This window comes from Pseudonocardia xishanensis (assembly GCF_039541715.1).
Taxonomy (GTDB): Bacteria; Actinomycetota; Actinomycetes; order Mycobacteriales; family Pseudonocardiaceae; genus Pseudonocardia; species Pseudonocardia xishanensis.
Genome location: NZ_BAABGT010000097.1, coordinates 92,466 through 109,188, shown reverse-complemented (window position 1 = coordinate 109,188; position 16,723 = coordinate 92,466). Strand labels below are relative to the sequence as shown.

Below are 16,723 nucleotides of genomic sequence, written 5' to 3'. Positions count from 1 at the left end.
CGTGCGACTGCGACGCGACAGACCCCGCCGCTCCGTCCGGGTGGCCGTCATCGGCGCGGGCTTCGGCGGGATCGCCGCCGCGATCAAGCTCCGGCAGCGGACGTCCGCCTCGATCGTGATCTTCGAGCAGTCCGGCGACGTCGGGGGCACCTGGCTGGACAACCGCTACCCCGGGTGCGAGGTCGACATCCCCTCGCACGCGTACAGCTTCTCCTTCCTGCGCTACGACTGGCCGCGCACCCACGCCCGGCAGCCGGAGCTGCTGCGCTACGCCCGCGAGGTCGTCGACGCCTTCGGGCTGCGCCCCCTGCTCCGGCTGGACACCGCGGTCACCGACGTGACCTGGGACGACGCCCGGCAGCACTACACCGTCCGCACCGCGCAGGGCGACGCGGAGGAGTTCGACGTCGTGATCTCGGCGTTGGGCCTGCTCAGCGTCCCGAACCGGCCCGACTGGCCGGGTCTGGACGACTTCCGCGGCACCAGCTTCCACACGTCGCGATGGCCCGCGGACGCCGACCTGGAGGGCCGCCGGGTGGCGGTGGTGGGCACCGGGTCGACCGCGGCGCAAGTGGTGCCGGGGATCGCCGAGACCGTCGGGTCGCTGCTGGTCTTTCAGCGGGAACCCGGCTGGGTGGAGCCGAAGCGGGAGCGCGAGTTCACCCCCCGCGAGCGGTGGGTCTACCGGAACGTCCCGGGCGCGCAGTGGCTGCACCGCGGCTGGCTGTTCGCCCAGTCCATCGCCCGGTTCAAGGGCTACGACGCCTCCAGCAGAATGCAGGAGACGGTGCGGCAGCGGTGCCTCGACTACATCGCCTCCACGGTGCAGGACCCCGCCACCCGCGCGGCGGTGACCCCGGACTACCCGTGGGGGTGCAAGCGCCCGGTACTCGCCTCGACCTTCTACGAGACGCTGAACCTGCCGCACGTCGAGCTCGTGCCGCACGCGGTCACGTCGGTGACGGAGAAGGGACTGGTCGACGCCCGCGGTGTGCACCACGACATCGACGTGCTCGTGCTCAGCACGGGCTTCCAGCCGACCCGCTTCCTCGCCAACCTGGAGGTCACCGGTCGGGACGGCCGCCGGATCCACGACGCGTGGGCCGAACGCGCCTCGGCCTTCCTGGGCGTGACGGTGGCCGGTTTCCCCAACTTCTTCATCCTCTACGGGCCGAACACCAACGGCGGGTTCTCGATCATCGCCCAGCTCGAGCGCCAGGCCGAGATCGCGGCCCGCGCGGTGCGGCGCCTGGAGCGCGGCGCCACCGCGGTCGACACCGATCCCCGGGCCCAGCGGCGGTGGGTGGCCTGGATCGACGACCAGATCGCCCGCAAGGCCAACGCGATGGAGGCCGGGTGCCGCAACTACTACCACGCCCCGGGCGGGGCCAACATCACGCAGTGGCCGGGGGCCCACCTGAAGTACCTGGTGGCGACCCGGCTGCTCGGCCGCGTCGGGATCCGGACGTCCCCGGCTCCCGCCTCGCGGGGAGCCTGACGTGCCCCGTCCCTCCTGGGTCCGCCCCGCCGACGCCCACCGCCCGCGGCCGGTGCGCGTCGGCGCGGTGACCGTGACCCCCGTCGTCCAGTTCCGGTACCGCGTCGACCCGGCACTGTTCTTCCCCGACCTCGTGCTCGACGGGCTCGACGGGCTCGACGGGCTCGACGACTGGTACCTGCGACCGCCCTACTGCGACGACGGGTTCCTCGTCGTCGACATCGGGGCGTTCGTGGTCCGCACCCCCGACCGGACGGTGCTGGTCGACGCCGGGGTGGGAGACGCCAAGACCCGACCCAACCCGTGCTTCGACGGCCGCGCCGACGGCTGGCTCGACCGGCTCGGCCGGGCGGGGGCGGCCCCCGAGCAGGTCGACGCCGTCGTGTTCACCCATCTCCACGTCGACCACGTCGGCGCGGCCATCCGCCCCGGTGCGGCCGAGCCGGCCTTCCCCGCGGCGCGGTACGTCACCACCCGGGCCGAGCTCGACCACTGGACCGGACCGCGGTCCGCGGGCGACCGCGCCCGGCTCGGGGACTACCTCGCCGACAGCGTCCTGCCGTTGCGGGCGGCAGGCGTCCTCGACGTCGTCTCGCCCGACCACGAGCTCTGCGCCGAGGTCCGGCGGCTGCCCGCGCCGGGGCACACCCCGGGCAACGTCTGCGTCGAGGTCCGGTCCGAGGGCGAGCGCGCGGTGTTCGCCGGGGACGTGGTCCATCACGCACTGCAGCTCGCCCGCCCCGCACTGAGCACCGACTTCTGTGTGGAGAACGCCCGCGCCACGGCCTCTCGCGAGGCCCTGCTGCGCGACATCGCGGACACCGAGACGCTGCTGTTCCCGGCTCACTTCCCCGAGGCCGCGCCCGGGCGGGTGGTCACCGATCCACTCGGCGGCTACCGCTACGTCCCGATCGGTCCGGCGTCGTGAGGGACGACTCCCCGGACGACTGGGCCGCGGCACAGCCCGACGGCTTCGCCGACCTGCTCACCGGGGCGATCGACGTCCACGTCCACGGCCAGCCCGACCTCGCGACGGCGCTGCCGAACCGCGGCGACGACCTCGGGGTGCTCCGCCTCGCCCAGCGGTACGGCCTCGCCGGATGGGTGCTCAAGTCCCACCTCTGGCCGACCACCGACCGCGCGGCGCTGCTGCAGCGGGCGGCCGGGCCCGACTTCACGGTGCGCGGCAGCTTCACCCTGAACCCCACGCTCGGTGGGGTCTGCCCGACCGTCGTCGAGCTCGCGGCGGCCCACGGCGCCACGGTGATCTTCCTGCCCACCTGGGGCGCCGCCGCGGACGTCGACCGAGACGGGTACGTGACGACCCTGCTCCGCCGGATCGCACCGAGCCTCGACGGGTTCGCCGACGAGCGGTCCGTGCGGGTCGTCGACGGCGACGGGAGGCTGACCGGCGCCGCCAGGGAGACGCTCGACGCCTGCGCCGAACGCGGCCTGTCCGTCGGGACCGGCCACCTCGGGCTCGCCGAGAGCACCGCGGTCGTCGAGTACTGCGCGGCGATCGGTCACGACCGCGTCCTGGTGACCCATCCCCTGCACTACGTCGACGACGCCGCCGAGCTGCGCCGCTTCACCGACACCGGCGCGCTGGTGGAGCTGGCCGCCGCCCCATTGCTCCATCCGGAGGGACACCTGCACGTGCGCGACCTCGCCCGCGCGGTGCACGTCCTCGGCCCCGACCGGCTCGTGCTGAGCTCGGACGTGTTCTCCCGCTGGGTGCCACCGGAACCGGAGTGCCTGCGGGTGGTCGCCGAACAGCTCCGCCACCTCGGGGTGGAGCCCCCCGCCCTGCACCGCATGCTCGCCGTCAACCCGCGGCGATTCCTCGGACTCGACCAGGAGCCCCCATGAGCGACCGCCTGCCCCGCCTCGCCCCGGCCGAGATGACCCCGCCGCAGCTGGAGGTCTACGCCGCCTTCACCGGGGGTGTGCGGGCCGCTCCGGACGCCGCGTTCTCCCTCGTCCACCCCGAGGGCGGCCTGATCGGCCCGCCCAACGCCTGGCTGCTCAGCCCACCGCTGGCGCACGCCCTGGAAGGCTTCGGGCGGGTGCTGCGCTTCGAGCTGGAGCTCTCCGCACGGGCCCGCGAGATCGCGATCCTGCTGATGGCCTTCCATCGCCGCAGCCCGTTCGAGCTCTACGCCCACCGCCTGGCCGGGCGCGCCGCAGGTCTCTCCGACGACGACATCGCCGGGCTCGCCGACCGGGTCGCTCCCGCGTCCTGCTCGAGCGAGGAACGCGCCGTCCACGCGGCCACCCTCGCCCTGCTCGACCGCCGCACCCTCGACGACACGGAGTTCGCCGCCGCCGTGGCCTCGCTCGGCAGGCGGGGGCTGCTCGAGCTCGTCGTCCTGCTCGGCTGGTACGACTCCGTCGCCACCCAGCTGGCGGTGTTCGGCGTCGTCCCGCCCGAGAACTGAGCCCCTCACCCCACCGGAGGACACCCATGTCGACCACCCAGTCGCTCACCGCCGACCAGCAGGAGATCAAGGACGAGTTCGTCCGGGTGCGGGGCACCTGGGGCGAGTCCTGGCAGCGGATGCTCGAGCTCGATCCCGCCTTCGTGCGCGCCTACCTGCACTTCTCCGCGGTGCCCTGGACCGGGCGGACCCACCTCGAGCCCAAGGTCAAGGAGTTCGTCTACATCGCCGCCGACGCCGCGGCCACCCACCTCTACGAACCGGGCATCCGCCAGCACGTGGCGGCCGCGTTCGACCACGGCGCCACGACCGGGGAGATCATGGAGGTCATCGAGCTGACCTCCACCCTCGGCATCCACGCCGGCAACATCGGGGTGCCACTGCTGCTCGAGGTATTGGAAGAGGAGGGACTGCGGGCGGGCCCCGCCCCGCTCGACGAGCGCCGGGAGCGGCTCAAGGCGGAGTTCACCCGGAACCGGGGCTACTGGCACGGGTTCTGGGACGGGCTGCTCGAGCTCGACCCGGACCTGTTCGAGGCCTACATCGAGTTCTCCTCGGTGCCCTGGCGGACCGGCACGCTGCCGCCGAAGATCAAGGAGCTGATCTACATCGCCTTCGACGCCTCGGCCACCCACCTCTACGTCCCCGGCCTGAAGCTGCACATGCAGAACGCCGTGCGGCTGGGGGCGACGGCGGGCGAGATCATGGAGGTGCTCGCCATCGTGAGTGTGCTGGGCATCCACGCCGCCACGACCGCGGCGCCGATCCTGGCGGAGATCGCGGCGCAGCGCTGAGGGCGGGTCAGGCCGGGGGCGGTCCGTCGGCGCGCAGCCGGGCGAGGGCGGTGGCCGAGGCGTGGTGGATGTGGGCGGCGCATGCCGCGGCGGCGGTCGCCGCGTCGCCCGCCTCCACCGCGTCCACGACGGCGGTGAGCTCCGCCGCCGCCTCCGCGGGCCTGCCCGGCTCGGCCAGGGAGTGGGCTCGGAGGAGCCGGACCCGGGCCTGCAGACCGGCGAGCGTCTGCTGCAGCGGCTCGCTGCCCGACCCTCGGAACAGCACCTCGTAGAACCGGTCCTTCGCCCCCAGGTGCGCCTGGGGATCGTCCACGTCCGCGGTCTCCGCGATCGCGGTGACCGCCGCCCGCAGCTCGCGGACCTGCTCCGCCGTGGCCCGCTCCACGAACCGCTGCACCGCGAGGGCCTCGAGCACGGCCCGCATCTGGTAGAGGTCGGCGGCGTCCTCCGCCGACAGCGCCGTGACGACCGCCCCGCGCTGCGGGACGACCGTGACCAGCCCCTCCGCCGCGAGCTGCCGCAGCACCTCGCGGACCGTCGCGCGGGACACCCCCAGCTGCTCGACGAGCTCACGCTCGACGAGCCGCTGCCCGGGCTGGAGCCGGAAGCCGAGGATGGCGTCCCGCACCAGGGTGACGACCTGCTCGCGCAGCGGCGCGGCGACGCGTCCGACCTGGTCGGCGGACCACGTCGGCCCGCCGACGGCCGTCGATGAGCTGCCGTTCACGCCCCCGCCTCCGACTCCGACCTCGCCGATCGGCGCAACCATCGCACGACCTCCGTGTGGTCCGCACCGGGGCCCAGCTCCTCGGCCGCCTCGGCCCACAGCGCGACCGTGCGCTCCGTCAGCTCGGCCGCGGCACCGGTGGCCCGGGCCAGACCCGCGGCGATCCGGATGTCCTTGAGCATCAGGCCGAGCGCGAAACCGGAGTCGAAGGTGCCCGGCAGCACGAAGGTGGGCCACTTGTTCTGGGTGGAGCCGCTGCGCCCGCTGGACCCGTTCACGGCGTCGAGCATCACCGCCGGGTCGAGCCCGAACCGCTCCCCGGCCAGCAGCGCCTCCGAGCTGGCCAGCAGGTGCGCGGCCGACATCAGGTTGTTCAGCGCCTTCAGCGCGTGCCCGGCGCCGACCGGACCGACGTGGCGCGGAGTGCCGAGCGCGCGCAGCAGCGGATCCAGTGCCGCGACCGCGTCGCCCGGGCCGCCGACCATGATCGTCAGGGTGCCCGCCTCGGCACCGCCGACCCCGCCGGAGACCGGGGCGTCGACCAGGACCGCCCCGCGGGCCGCCACCCGCTCGGCGAGGGCCCGGGTGCGCAGCGGCTCCGAGCTGCTCATGTCGACCAGCGTCGACCCCGGCGTCAGGGCGTCCAGCAACCCGCCGTCCGCCACGGCCTCGACGGTGTCGGAGCTCGGCAGCATGAGCACGACCACGGACCCGGACTCCGCGGCTGCGGCCGCCGAGTCGACGAGCGTCACGACGTCGGCCAGGTCCGGTCGGGGCACGACGTCGTGGGCACCGACCTCGAACCCCGCGGCGGCCAGGCGGCGGACCATCGGCCCGCCCATCCGCCCGAGGCCGACGAACCCACCCGTGCGTCAGCCATCGTGGTGCTCTCGCAGGATCGCCTCGGCCACCCGGAAGGACTCCAGCGCGGCCGGGACCCCGCAGTACACCGCGGCCTGCAGGAGTGCCTCCTGGATCTCCGCCTCGGTGACGCCGTTGGTCAGCGCCCCGCGCACGTGCACACCCAGCTCGTGGTTGCGTCCGAGCGCGGTCAGCATGACCAGGTTGAGCAGGCTGCGGGTCCGCCGGTCCAGCCCCGGACGGCCCCACACGTCGTTCCAGCACACCGCGGTGACGAACTCCTGCACGGGCCGCGCGAAGTCGCTCACGCCGGCCATCGAGCGTTCGACGTGGGCCTCGCCCAGCACCTCCTTGCGGATCTGCAACCCGCGCGCGTACCGCCCGTCCGCCGCGTCAGTCGCGTCCATCGACCAGCACCCCCGTCCGCGTCCGGTTCGCCCCGTCGTACTCCGCTGCCGACACCTCGTGCTCCCAGACGGTCGGGCCGATCGAGATCGCGAGGTGCGTCATGATCGTGTCCGCCGTACCACCGTGCCAGTGCCGCTCCCCCGGCGGAACCCAGACCACGTCACCGACCCGGATGACCTGAGGGGTACCGCCGTGGGTGCACACCCAGCCGCGTCCCGCGGTCACCACCAGGATCTGGCCGCCGGTGTGGTGGTGCCAGTACGTCCGCGCCCCCGGCGCGAAGGTCACGCTGTTGATCGTGTTCTTCTCGGCGGTGGTCGGCAGCACCGGATCGCCCCACACCGCCCCGGTGAAGGTGTCGGTCCGGGCGAGTGTCGCGGTCCCGTCGGCCCGCCCCCTGACGATCTGCACGGTCGTCATCCCTCCGTCGTCTCGGCGGCGTCGTGCACGCGCACGCCGCCGGCCACGTCACCGATCGCGTCGACGACGCGGTTGCTGATCTGGTCCCCGTACCCGAGGTTCTCCGCGAGCCCGAAGCTCGCCAACGGCCCGGCCGCGTTGAGCGACGGCACCCCCAGCCTCCCGACGAGGTCCAGGTAGAGCGCGAGGTCCTTGGTCATCAGCCGCCCCGTCAGCCCACCCTCCAGGTAGTCCCCGCGCACGATGTGCGGGAACCGGGCCCTCGTGGCGAAGCTCGCGCCGCTGCCTGCGTTGAACACGTCGAGCAGCTGGGGCAGGTCCAACCCGGCCTTGCGGCCCGCGACCATCACCTCGGCGGTCGCGGCGAGGCTCACCGCGTTGAGGAAGTTGTTGAGCACCTTCGCGGTGTGTCCCGCTCCCACGGGTCCCATGTGGTGGACCTGCGCGGCGATCGGCTCGAACACCCGGGCGAGCCCCGCGAGGACGTCCGCGTCTCCCCCGGCCATGATCGTCAGCGCCCCCTTCTCGGCCGCCGCCGCGCCACCGGACACACCGGCGTCGACGTAGTGCACGCCGCCGCGGCCCGCGGACGCGGCGAGGGAGACCGTCGACTGCGGCGACGCCGTGGACAGGTCGACCACGACGGTTCCGGCTCGTGCGCCTGCCAGCAGACCGTCGGCCCCACCGACGACCGCCTCGACGACGCGGCTGTCCGGCAACGACATCAGGACGACGTCGACCTCACGGGCGAGGTCCGCAGGTCCCCGCGCGGCCACGGCACCCACCGACTCGGCGGCGCCGGGGCGCGGGTCGAACCCGATCACCTCGATGTCGGCCGCGACGAGCCGACGCGCCATCCGCCCGCCCATGTTCCCCAGGCCGACGAACCCCACCCGGCGACGCTCAGCCATTCCGCTCCCCTCCCGCCAGCTCCGGATGCATCCGCACGTCGTGCGGATGCGGGTCCCACGCCCCCGCTCCCCCGGACGGCCGCACGACACTGACCGCGGCCGCCCCGCCGTCGACCGACACGACCTCGCCGGTCATGTACGCGGCGTCCTCCCCCAACAGGAACGCGACCACCGAGGCGATCTCCTCCGGGGCGCCGGGCCTGCGCAGGGGGCTCGTCGCCGCTCGGCGGGCCATGTCGTCGCCCCCGCCGGGTCCCGACCCGGCCCCCGCGAACAGCGGGGTCGGCACGATGCCCGGCGCCACCGCGTTCACCCGCACGCCGATCGGACCGCCGAACATCGCGGCCCCCTTGAGCAGGCCCAACACACCGTGCTTGGACGCGTGATAGGCCAGCAGGTCGTCGCTCGCCCGCAACGACGCGATGGACGCGGTGAGCACGATCGCACCCCCCGACGGCTGGGCCTCGTACTGCCGGAACGCGGCGCGGACCCCGAGGAACGCACCTCGCAGGTTGACCCCGAGCACCCGGTCCCAGTCCTCCACGCGCAGGTCGGGCAGCCTGGTCAGCCGGCCGGGGATGCCGGCGTTCAGATGGTGCAGGTCGATCCGGCCGAACTCCGCGACCCCCGCGGCCACGACCGCCTCGACGTCGGCCTGCTCCGCCACGTCCCCGGCGCGCACCACCACGGGGACGGGCAGCTCCTTCGCCAGCTCGTCGAGCCGGTCGGCGTCGAGGTCGGTGAGGACGAGGCGAGCCCCGTCGGCGGCCAGTCGCCTCGCCACCGCCGAACCGAGTCCACCCGCCGCCCCGGTCACGAGGCAGACCTTCCCGGCGAGGCTCACGCCGCCACTCCCTCGGTGATGCGGACGACCAGGTCGTCGACGCCTGCGGGCAGCCCGTCGACACGACCGCCGAACCGGGAACGGACCGCCGCGTCGTGACCGGCCACCAACGACCGTCCCGGCCCCGTGCCCATCTCGTTCAGCAGGTCCAGCCCGCGATACATCTCGACCAGGTCCGAGACGACGAAGAACGGGCGGTCCCGTTCGAGCTCCTCGTAGAAGTGCAACGCATCGGCGGCCAGGACGACCGTCTCGGACCCCACCGCGACCTGCACCACCATCTGGCCCGGCGTGTGCCCCCCGACCACCGTCAGCTCCACTCCGGGCAGGAGGTCCAGCGTCTTCTCGACCAGCGTCAGGCGGCCCTGCGCCGCCACCGCACCGAGATGGTCCAGCTCGGCCCGCTCGGTGGAGTGCGAGAACTGCAGGCGCTCGGCCATCGGCCCGGCCCAGAACTCGTACTCCCGCCGGGCGATCACGATCTCGGCGTCCGGGAACCGGTGGAGGTTGCCGATGTGGTCGTAGTGCGCGTGGGACACCACGGTCCGCCCCACGTCGGCGGGGGCGATTCCCAGGTGCGCCAACGCCTCGAGGGGATCGATCAGGGTCGTGCGCCCGCGCCGCTCACCCACGACGGAGTCGAAGCCGCAGTCGACCAGCACCACTTCCCGGGGGCCGCGAAGGACCCAGAAGAAGTAGTCCATCTCGAAGGACGCGTCCGCCTCGCCGTAGACGTGGAAGTTGAGATAGCTCTCGCTCCTCCTCGCCGTCCGCGTGCCGTACCGCACCGCAAGGACCTCGTCCACCCTCGCACCTTCCCGCCGCATCGTTGCTGCCATCGTCAGACTGTCAGACAATTTGGAGGCCTGCAACGACTACCTCGCGCGCCATCGACGGCGCGCCGCTGAGCCCACCACCCCTGGGCCGCCCATGGCGGTCGACGCGGCCCGACGGGCGCCGAGCCTGCCCCTCGATGACGCCCCCACCCCGCAGTACGGGCACCAACCCGTCCTCCACCCCATCGACCGGGTCCGCCCCCGTTTCCAGTACCTCGTCGACTCGCGCGGCCCGTGGAAAGCCAAGCCCGAGAGGGCCGTGCCCGGAGTATCCGCCTCCGCAACACCTGCGCGGTACCCCTCACCCGCGGGATGAGGGGGACGGCGGCGTACTCGACCGACGCGGAGACCCAGGACTTCTGACCCGGATGACTCCTTGATCGATGGGTCTCTCGTCGCCGGCCCGACCCCATCGTCGACGACCCAGCGGCCCACCTCTCCGGGGCAACTCGACACCATCATCCACACAGGAGTTCCTGGTCGCCGATCTGCTCGGCAACCCCAGGATCCTCTCCCCGACGGAGACGACCGCCTGAAATGCCTGTCGCAAGCACTCCTACCCGCGCCTGAGCAGGCGGTCCTGCACGCTTCTCCGCGCACGATTCCCGAGGCGAACCGCTGGTCGTTGTGGACTGCAGCCCTCCGGGGGCCTCGCTCCGGAGGTGGCATCGCGCAGGAGGCTCGGACGCGGATTGTTCACGCGAGTGGTGCAGGGTTGGAGGCGGGGGCTGGTTCGACTCCGCATCCACCGCGATCCTGCGCTCGGCCCTCTCACCCCTGGCTGCCCCGGTGGGAGCACACGACCCCGGGACCTGCGAGACCCGATCTGCGACGGCGCCGGCGAGCGACTGCCCGACCCGCGCTCGGCCGCGGAGCGGGACTGCGACGCGGTGGTCGAGTTGGCCCGGCGGATGCTGCAGATCGGCGAGCTGCCGACTGGGAACGGGAACCGACCGCAGGTCACGGTCACCATCACCCTCGACGACCTCCGGGGTTCCGGGGCCGGCCTGCTCGAAGCCGGCGACGGGATCGGCCGCGGAGTCATCCGCGCCGAAGACGCCCGCCGCATCGCCTGCGACGCAGGTGTCGTCCCGGTGGTGTTGGGCTCGGACGGGGAGCCGTTCGACGTCGACCGCAAACACCGCATCGTGCACACCGCGCTGCGCCGCGCCCTCGCCGTCCGCGACGGCGGGTGTGCGTTCCCCGGCTGCGGGATCCCCGCCCGTTGGACCGACGCCCACCACATCCAACATTGGGCGCACGGCGGCGAGACCACCCTGGCGAAGTCCTGCTGTGTCCGCGCCGTCACCGCCTGCTCCACCACGGCGACTGGACCCTGCAGATCGACCAAGGGGTGGCGGTGTTCCACCCACCCGCCTGGTCCGGGGCACCACCAGGCCACAACACCAGGCACCGACCAGACCTGATCGGCCGCATCCCCCCACCCCGCCGCGACGTCGAACGCCTCAGCATCGACGCACTCGTCGGATAGGGAACGAGCGCACTCATGCCGGGTGCGCCCGCGTCGGCGCCCGTGCGGTCGCCGGAGTGCCGTATTGCCCAGCGTGTCCACGCGCACGCGCCCAACAGGTTCGCGGGGTCGGACTGTGCCGTGCCCTGACGAGCCGGATCCAACGGCGACGCCGCCGACCTGGTCGACCAGCTGGCAGGCGCACCGTCGACGCGGCGGCGCGGCCGTCCGTCACCGCGGGCGGCGCGGAGAAGCCGGTCGACGGGATCGTCGCCCAGGACCGGGCGCGCTGGAGCGAGCCCGGCTGGCCGGGACCGACGGCCATGAACGCCTTCATGTCGTTGTTCCGGACCCACGAGCAGGTCCTCGAGACGGTACGGAAGGTGCTCAAGAGCCACGGGCTCTCGATCACCGAGCACTCCGCGCTGCTGCACCTGGCCATGGCTCCCGACCGCAGCAGCCCCCTGAGCAGGATGGCCGAACGCCTGCTCATCTCCCCCGCGCGGTGCAACAACCGCGGTGCAACAACTACGTGGTGAACCGCCCGGAGAGCGAGGCCCGGGTGGACCGCAGGCCCCACCCCGCCGACGGTCGCAGCACGCTCGCCGTCCTCACCGAGAGCGGGCAGGCGAAGGTCGCCCGGTCGATCGCCGCCGTCGACCGGATCGGACTCCGTCCCCGTCCCGGTCGCGGGCGAGTAGCGCGGAGCCGGTCGCCGCCGTCGAGCGCGCCGGGTCCCGGGGCCCCGCCGCGTCGGTGGTGGGGCCGACCTCAGCGGGCCGCGATCACCTGCTCCAGCAGGGCGACGGCGGCGTCCTTCCGGTCCCCGATGTCCTTGCTCCCGGCGTTGAACACCTCCACCAGGATCATCGAGTCGCCGGTGACGGCGATGGCGTCGCTGCGGCCGGGCGCCCCGAAGGCCTCGCCGCGATCGCCCACGGAGATCGGTTCCGGGGTGGTGCCCTGTGTCGCGGCGTCGGAGGCGACCTGCGCGAACTGGTCGTCCGCCGCGAGCGCGAAGCCGACGGTGATCTGGACGTCGGCGCCTGCCGCACGGTCGACGGCGAGGTAGCTGCATCCCGACGCGACGATGACATTGCCGCTCATCGCCAGGGTGACCGGGGACCCGACCGCGGCGGACACGGCCTGTTCGCCGGGACAGCTCGCCTGGCCGAACGACCCGGCACCGCCGGAGACGTCCTGGACCGCGGTGACCGCCCGGTTGACGAAGTAGGCCGCGATCCCGGCGACGACCAGCACCAGGACCACGGCGACCACCACGGCGACGAGGCAGCCGCGGCGAGGCTTCCGCGGGGGACGCGCGGTCTGGCCGTACTGGGGCCCCCCGTACTGGGGTCCGCCGTACTGGGGCCCGCTCGGCTGGGGTCCGCCGGGCTGCGGCCCGCTGTACTGCGGCGGTGCCTGCGGCCCGGGGCCGGGAGGCGGGGGCCGCCACTGCTGGGGCGGGTACCAGAGACCGTCGGTGGCCTGCCACCATCCCTGGCCCTGCGGCTGCTGAGACATCGGGCGGCTCCCTCACGGCTGCGCGGCGTCGCCAGCGTAGGGCCTGGGATCACCCGGCCACCAGGTGCGACGGTCCACAGCGGACCGGCGCCCTAGGCGGCCGGGAGTGGCGCCACGGCCGCGGCGCCGCCCGGCACGACGGAGCCTCGTCGGAACCATGACGCCGCTACGCTCGGCCGATGGCGGTGCCGGCACGAAGTTCCACCTGCCCTCGCCACGACGTGGGTCGGTGCGGCGGGACCGCCTGACCGACCGTCTGCTCGGGGACGCCGGGCCGCGGCTGGTCCTGGTGGCGGCTGCGGGCTTCGGGAAGACGACCCTGCTCGCGCAGTGGGCGGCGGCCCGGGCGGCGCAGCGCCGAGTGGCGTGGGTGACCCTCGACGCAGGAGACGGGGACCTGCGGCGGTCCTCACCCCCCTCGTGGCCGCGGTCGGCACGGTCGAGCCCGGCGCGGGCGCGAAGGCGAACGCCTGCTGGAGGCCGACGGCGCGGCACTGCCCTGTCCCGGCTGCGCGCCCGCGGCGAGCTCGTCGAGATCCGGGCCGCCGACCTCCGGTTCACCGTCGACGAGTCGAGCACGTGCGCGCGGAACAGGCGATGCCGCAGCAGCCGGTCGTCCGTGATCCGGGAGGACGACGGCCCACCCCCCTCACCCTCCCGGCGGCCGACCGGGCCGAGCTCGGCGGCGTCCTCGGGCGCCTGCGCGACATCGGCGCGGTGCTCGTGGCGGTTTCCGGGACGGCACCGGGGCGCCGCTGTCGATGTTCGGGTTGACGTTTGGCATCCCGGCCCGGAGGTGGTACGAACACTCGCATGTCGGCCGTCTCCGTGCTCGTGCGGCGTCGACACGTGGACTTCGGCATGGTGGGCACCTGCGCGTGTCCGGGCCGTCGCTGACCCGCTCATCCCACCGAGAGGGATCGATGCCCGACCACGCCTGGGGCTTCAACACCCGTGCCGTGCACGCCGGTGGGGCGCCCGACGCCGCCACGGGCGCGCGTGCCGTGCCCATCTACCAGACCACCAGCTTCGTGTTCTCCGATGTCACGGACGCGTCGGCGCTGTTCGCGCTGCAGAAGTTCGGCAACGTCTACAGCCGGATCGCGAACCCCACCGTCGCGGCGCTGGAGGAACGGGTCGCGAGCCTGGACGGCGGGCTGGGTGCTGTCGCCACCGCCAGCGGGCAGGCGGCCGAGTTCCTGACCTTCGCCGCGCTCGCCGGGGCCGGTGACGAGATCGTCGCGGGGGCCGGGCTGTACGGCGGCACGATCACGCAGCTGGACGTCACGCTGCGCCGGTTCGGGGTCGAGACGACGTTCGTCCGCGGCACGGACCCGGAGCGGATCGCCGCGGCGATCACGGACCGGACGAAGGTCGTCTTCGCGGAAGTGATCGGCAACCCCTCCGGCGAGATCGCCGACATCGCGGCGCTGGCGGACGTGGCGCACGCCGCCGGCGTCCCGCTGGCGATCGACGCCACGCTCGCCACGCCCTACCTGTGCCGCCCGATCGAGCACGGGGCGGACATCGTCGTGCACTCGGCCACGAAGTTCCTCGGCGGGCACGGCACCACGCTCGGCGGCGTGATCGTCGAGGCGGGCCGCTTCGACTGGGGCAACGGCCGCTTCCCGACGATGACCGAGACGGTCGCGTCCTACGGCGGGCTGTCCTGGTGGGGGAACTTCCAGGAGTACGGCTGGCTGACCAGGGTCCGGGCCGAGCAGCTGCGCGACATCGGCCCGTCGCTGTCGGCGACGTCGGCGTTCCAGCTGCTGCAGGGGATCGAGACGCTGCCGCAGCGGATGGCGGCCCACGTGGCGAACGCGCGGGCCGTCGCCGAGTGGCTGGCGGCCGACCCCCGGGTCTCGTACGTCCGGTGGGCGGGCCTGCCGGACCACCCGCACCACGCCCTCGCGCGGCGCTACACCCCCGAGGGCCCCGGGGCCGTCTTCGCGTTCGGGGTGCGCGGCGGGCGCGAGGCGGGCGAGCGCTTCATCGGCGCGGTGCAGCTGGCCAGCCACCTCGCGAACGTCGGCGACACCCGCACCCTGGTGATCCACCCGGGCTCGACCACCCACCGCCAGCTCACCGAGGCGCAGCTGGACGAGGCGGGCGTGCCGCCGGACCTCGTGCGGATCAGCGTCGGTCTCGAGGACGTCGACGACATCCTCTGGGACCTCGACCAGGCCCTCGCCGCGGCCACGAAGGACCGGACGTGACCGCCGAGTGGCAGAACCCGACCCCGCTCGAGCGGCTCGCCGTGCTGCGCCGGGCGAGGACGGTCGCCGTGGTCGGCGCGTCCAGCAAGCCGGAGCGGGCCAGCAACTTCGTGTCCACCTACCTGCTCGCCAGCACGGACTACGACGTCCACTTCGTCAACCCGAACGAGAAGGAGATCCTCGGCAGGCCGGTGTCCCCCACCCTGGCCGCGCTGCCGGTCGTCCCGGACATCGTGGACGTCTTCCGCAGGCCCGCCGACCTCCCGGACGTGCTCGCCGACACGATCGCCGTCGGCGCGGGGACGCTCTGGCTCCAGTTCGGGCTGTTCGAGCCCGAGATCGCCCGCAAGGCCGAGGCGGCCGGCCTCACCGTGGTGATGGACCGCTGTCTCAAGATCGAGCACGCCCGGTTCCACGGCGGCCTGCACCTCGCGGGCTTCGACACCGGCGTGATCACCTCCCGCAGACCCCCGCGGTGAGGCCCGTCAGCGGGGGTCGGCGCCCTCGGTGGCGAGGATCCCCCGCAGGTGCTCGACCGGCCAGCGGCGGTCGAACAGCGTGGGGTCGTCGTGGTCCTCGGCGCGCAGCTGCTCGATGAGCCGGACGTAGCCGTCCAGGTCCAGCGTGCGCAGCAGGTCGAGCAGCTGCGCGGCCTCGCCCGTGGCGGGCGTGACGGGGGCGACCAGCCGGTCGTAGAGGGCCACGACCTGCTCGACCATTGCGAGGTGGCGCGGTCCGGGGTCGACCGAGGGGAAGTGGGTGGCCGCGAAGTCCTCGGTGAACACGATCGGCTCCACGGCGAGTGCCTGCGGGCCGTGGGCCCGGGCGAGCAGGACCAGCAGCTCGACGTCGAACGTCTCGTTGAACGAGGTCATCCGGGAGAGCACCGGACCCACGGCCGCGGCGTCGAACGCCTTGAACCCGGCCTGGGTGTCCACCACGTGCGCCAGGTCCGGCACCAGCATCGCCCGCACGACGTGCCGGAACAGCACGATCAGCTTGTCCGGCTTGTCACCGGTGCTCCGCGGCTCGACCGAGGGCCCGTCCGCCTTGACCAGCACCGCGCCCGGCATGCCGTAGCGCTGGCCCGCCGCCGCGACCGCGCCGCCGAGCACGATCGGGGCGACGAGGGAGCCGAGCATGGCCAGGTTCGCCGAGAGGTCGGCGTCGGTGTAGCAGACCACGTGCCTGCCCGCCCCCGGGCCCACGGCGACGGCGGTCGCGAGCCCGACGAGGATCGAGCCGCCCTTGCGGGACTCGTCCGGCGAGGTCAGGGCCCGGAACTCCGCGCTGTAGGCGGGGCCGGTGGACGGGTCGGCGGCCAGGACGTCCGCCAGGCGGAGGACCGAGACCGAGCGGTGGCCGCCCGTCGGGTAGCCCTCGGCGGCCGCGATCGAGGCCATCGTCTCGGCGCTCGACGGCTGGTCGGGGCAGCCGTCGTCGACCGCGAGGATGCTCCAGGTGACCTGCGGGAGCCCCGCGGTGAGCCAGTCCAGCTGGCGGACCTTGACCCGGACGAAGTCCTCCCCGTGCGGGTGCTCCTCGCGGGTGGCCATCCGGCCGGTCTCGCCGTACATCGCCCAGACCACCGTGAGGTGCACCGGGCCGTCCAGCGCGGCGAGCCTGCGCCGGGAGTCCGCGACCGCCCGGGCCTCGGCCGCGACGGCCGCGGGCACGTCCGCCCCGCCGTCGGCGAGGAGCGCGGACGCGGACTCGAGCACCGCCTCGTTCTGCCGGGGGTCGGTGAGGTCGCGCGTGGGCTCCATGGACGG

At 73.8% G+C, this 16,723-nt stretch carries 17 protein-coding genes and 1 pseudogene; 9 read left to right on the top strand and 9 right to left on the bottom strand.

What is annotated here, in order from left to right:
- Position 1 precedes the first annotated feature (1 nt).
- From ABD993_RS29590 to ABD993_RS29570, 5 genes are read left to right on the top strand one after another with little or no spacing between them, the layout of a single operon-like run.
- On the top strand, positions 2 to 1,498 hold the full coding sequence (locus ABD993_RS29590; protein WP_345425788.1) for a flavin-containing monooxygenase: 1,497 nt from the start codon (positions 2 to 4) through the stop codon (positions 1,496 to 1,498).
- A 1-nt stretch (position 1,499) separates the two neighbouring features.
- Positions 1,500 to 2,426 carry an MBL fold metallo-hydrolase gene (locus ABD993_RS29585; protein ID WP_345425785.1) on the top strand — a complete coding sequence of 309 codons (927 nt, stop codon included), beginning with the start codon at positions 1,500 to 1,502 and terminating at the stop codon, positions 2,424 to 2,426.
- Positions 2,423 to 3,367 (top strand): DUF6282 family protein, encoded by a 945-nt coding sequence (locus ABD993_RS29580; RefSeq protein WP_345425783.1) that lies wholly within the window; start codon positions 2,423 to 2,425, stop codon positions 3,365 to 3,367. The genes ABD993_RS29585 and ABD993_RS29580 overlap by 4 nt, the downstream gene beginning before the upstream one ends.
- Positions 3,364 to 3,936, top strand: coding sequence for a carboxymuconolactone decarboxylase family protein (locus ABD993_RS29575; RefSeq protein WP_345425780.1), 573 nt, complete (start codon positions 3,364 to 3,366; stop codon positions 3,934 to 3,936). Before ABD993_RS29580 ends, ABD993_RS29575 begins: the two co-directional genes overlap by 4 nt.
- A gap of 26 nt (positions 3,937 to 3,962) precedes the next feature.
- Positions 3,963 to 4,730, top strand: a complete 768-nt coding sequence (locus ABD993_RS29570; protein ID WP_345425777.1) for a carboxymuconolactone decarboxylase family protein — start codon at positions 3,963 to 3,965, stop codon at positions 4,728 to 4,730.
- 7 nt (positions 4,731 to 4,737) lie between these two features.
- On the opposite strand, the gene ABD993_RS29565 is transcribed toward ABD993_RS29570, so the two are convergent.
- From ABD993_RS29565 to ABD993_RS29535, 7 genes and pseudogenes are all read right to left on the bottom strand, one after another.
- Positions 4,738 to 5,457, bottom strand: a complete 720-nt coding sequence (locus ABD993_RS29565; RefSeq protein WP_345425774.1) for a GntR family transcriptional regulator — start codon at positions 5,455 to 5,457, stop codon at positions 4,738 to 4,740.
- Positions 5,454 to 6,314 (bottom strand): annotated as a pseudogene (locus ABD993_RS29560) (NAD(P)-dependent oxidoreductase); the annotation flags it as partial. The gene ABD993_RS29565 and the pseudogene ABD993_RS29560, both read right to left, overlap by 4 nt.
- A gap of 15 nt (positions 6,315 to 6,329) precedes the next feature.
- Positions 6,330 to 6,725 carry a carboxymuconolactone decarboxylase family protein gene (locus ABD993_RS29555; protein ID WP_345425771.1) on the bottom strand — a complete coding sequence of 132 codons (396 nt, stop codon included), beginning with the start codon at positions 6,723 to 6,725 and terminating at the stop codon, positions 6,330 to 6,332.
- Positions 6,712 to 7,146 (bottom strand): cupin domain-containing protein, encoded by a 435-nt coding sequence (locus ABD993_RS29550; RefSeq protein ID WP_345425768.1) that lies wholly within the window; start codon positions 7,144 to 7,146, stop codon positions 6,712 to 6,714. The genes ABD993_RS29555 and ABD993_RS29550 overlap by 14 nt, the downstream gene beginning before the upstream one ends.
- Positions 7,143 to 8,057, bottom strand: coding sequence for an NAD(P)-dependent oxidoreductase (locus tag ABD993_RS29545; RefSeq protein ID WP_345425765.1), 915 nt, complete (start codon positions 8,055 to 8,057; stop codon positions 7,143 to 7,145). Before ABD993_RS29545 ends, ABD993_RS29550 begins: the two co-directional genes overlap by 4 nt.
- Positions 8,050 to 8,901, bottom strand: a complete 852-nt coding sequence (locus tag ABD993_RS29540) for an SDR family NAD(P)-dependent oxidoreductase (protein WP_345425764.1) — start codon at positions 8,899 to 8,901, stop codon at positions 8,050 to 8,052. The genes ABD993_RS29545 and ABD993_RS29540 overlap by 8 nt, the downstream gene beginning before the upstream one ends.
- Positions 8,898 to 9,707, bottom strand: a complete 810-nt coding sequence (locus ABD993_RS29535; RefSeq protein WP_345425762.1) for an N-acyl homoserine lactonase family protein — start codon at positions 9,705 to 9,707, stop codon at positions 8,898 to 8,900. The genes ABD993_RS29540 and ABD993_RS29535 overlap by 4 nt, the downstream gene beginning before the upstream one ends.
- Before the next feature lie 692 nt (positions 9,708 to 10,399).
- On the opposite strand from ABD993_RS29535, the gene ABD993_RS29530 reads away from it, so the two are divergent.
- Both ABD993_RS29530 and ABD993_RS29525 read left to right on the top strand, forming a co-directional pair.
- Entirely contained in the window at positions 10,400 to 11,164 is a 765-nt protein-coding gene (locus ABD993_RS29530) for an HNH endonuclease signature motif containing protein (RefSeq protein ID WP_345425760.1), read from the top strand.
- A 367-nt stretch (positions 11,165 to 11,531) separates the two neighbouring features.
- Entirely contained in the window at positions 11,532 to 11,747 is a 216-nt protein-coding gene (locus tag ABD993_RS29525; RefSeq protein WP_345425758.1) for a hypothetical protein, read from the top strand.
- Between the two features lie 232 nt (positions 11,748 to 11,979).
- Here ABD993_RS29525 and ABD993_RS29520 read toward each other — a convergent pair whose 3' ends face one another.
- Positions 11,980 to 12,732 (bottom strand): hypothetical protein, encoded by a 753-nt coding sequence (locus ABD993_RS29520; RefSeq protein ID WP_345425755.1) that lies wholly within the window; start codon positions 12,730 to 12,732, stop codon positions 11,980 to 11,982.
- Between the two features lie 923 nt (positions 12,733 to 13,655).
- On the opposite strand from ABD993_RS29520, the gene ABD993_RS29515 reads away from it, so the two are divergent.
- Together ABD993_RS29515 and ABD993_RS29510 are read left to right on the top strand one after the other, a co-directional pair.
- Positions 13,656 to 14,951: an O-acetylhomoserine aminocarboxypropyltransferase/cysteine synthase family protein gene (locus ABD993_RS29515; RefSeq protein WP_345425752.1), complete on the top strand. Its 1,296-nt coding sequence runs from the start codon at positions 13,656 to 13,658 to the stop codon at positions 14,949 to 14,951.
- Positions 14,948 to 15,430 carry a CoA-binding protein gene (locus ABD993_RS29510; RefSeq protein ID WP_345425749.1) on the top strand — a complete coding sequence of 161 codons (483 nt, stop codon included), beginning with the start codon at positions 14,948 to 14,950 and terminating at the stop codon, positions 15,428 to 15,430. Before ABD993_RS29515 ends, ABD993_RS29510 begins: the two co-directional genes overlap by 4 nt.
- A 6-nt stretch (positions 15,431 to 15,436) precedes the next feature.
- On the opposite strand, the gene ABD993_RS29505 is transcribed toward ABD993_RS29510, so the two are convergent.
- A complete protein-coding gene (locus ABD993_RS29505; protein WP_345425746.1) occupies positions 15,437 to 16,717 on the bottom strand; it encodes a glycosyltransferase family protein in 1,281 nt (426 codons plus the stop codon).
- Positions 16,718 to 16,723 lie beyond the last annotated feature (6 nt).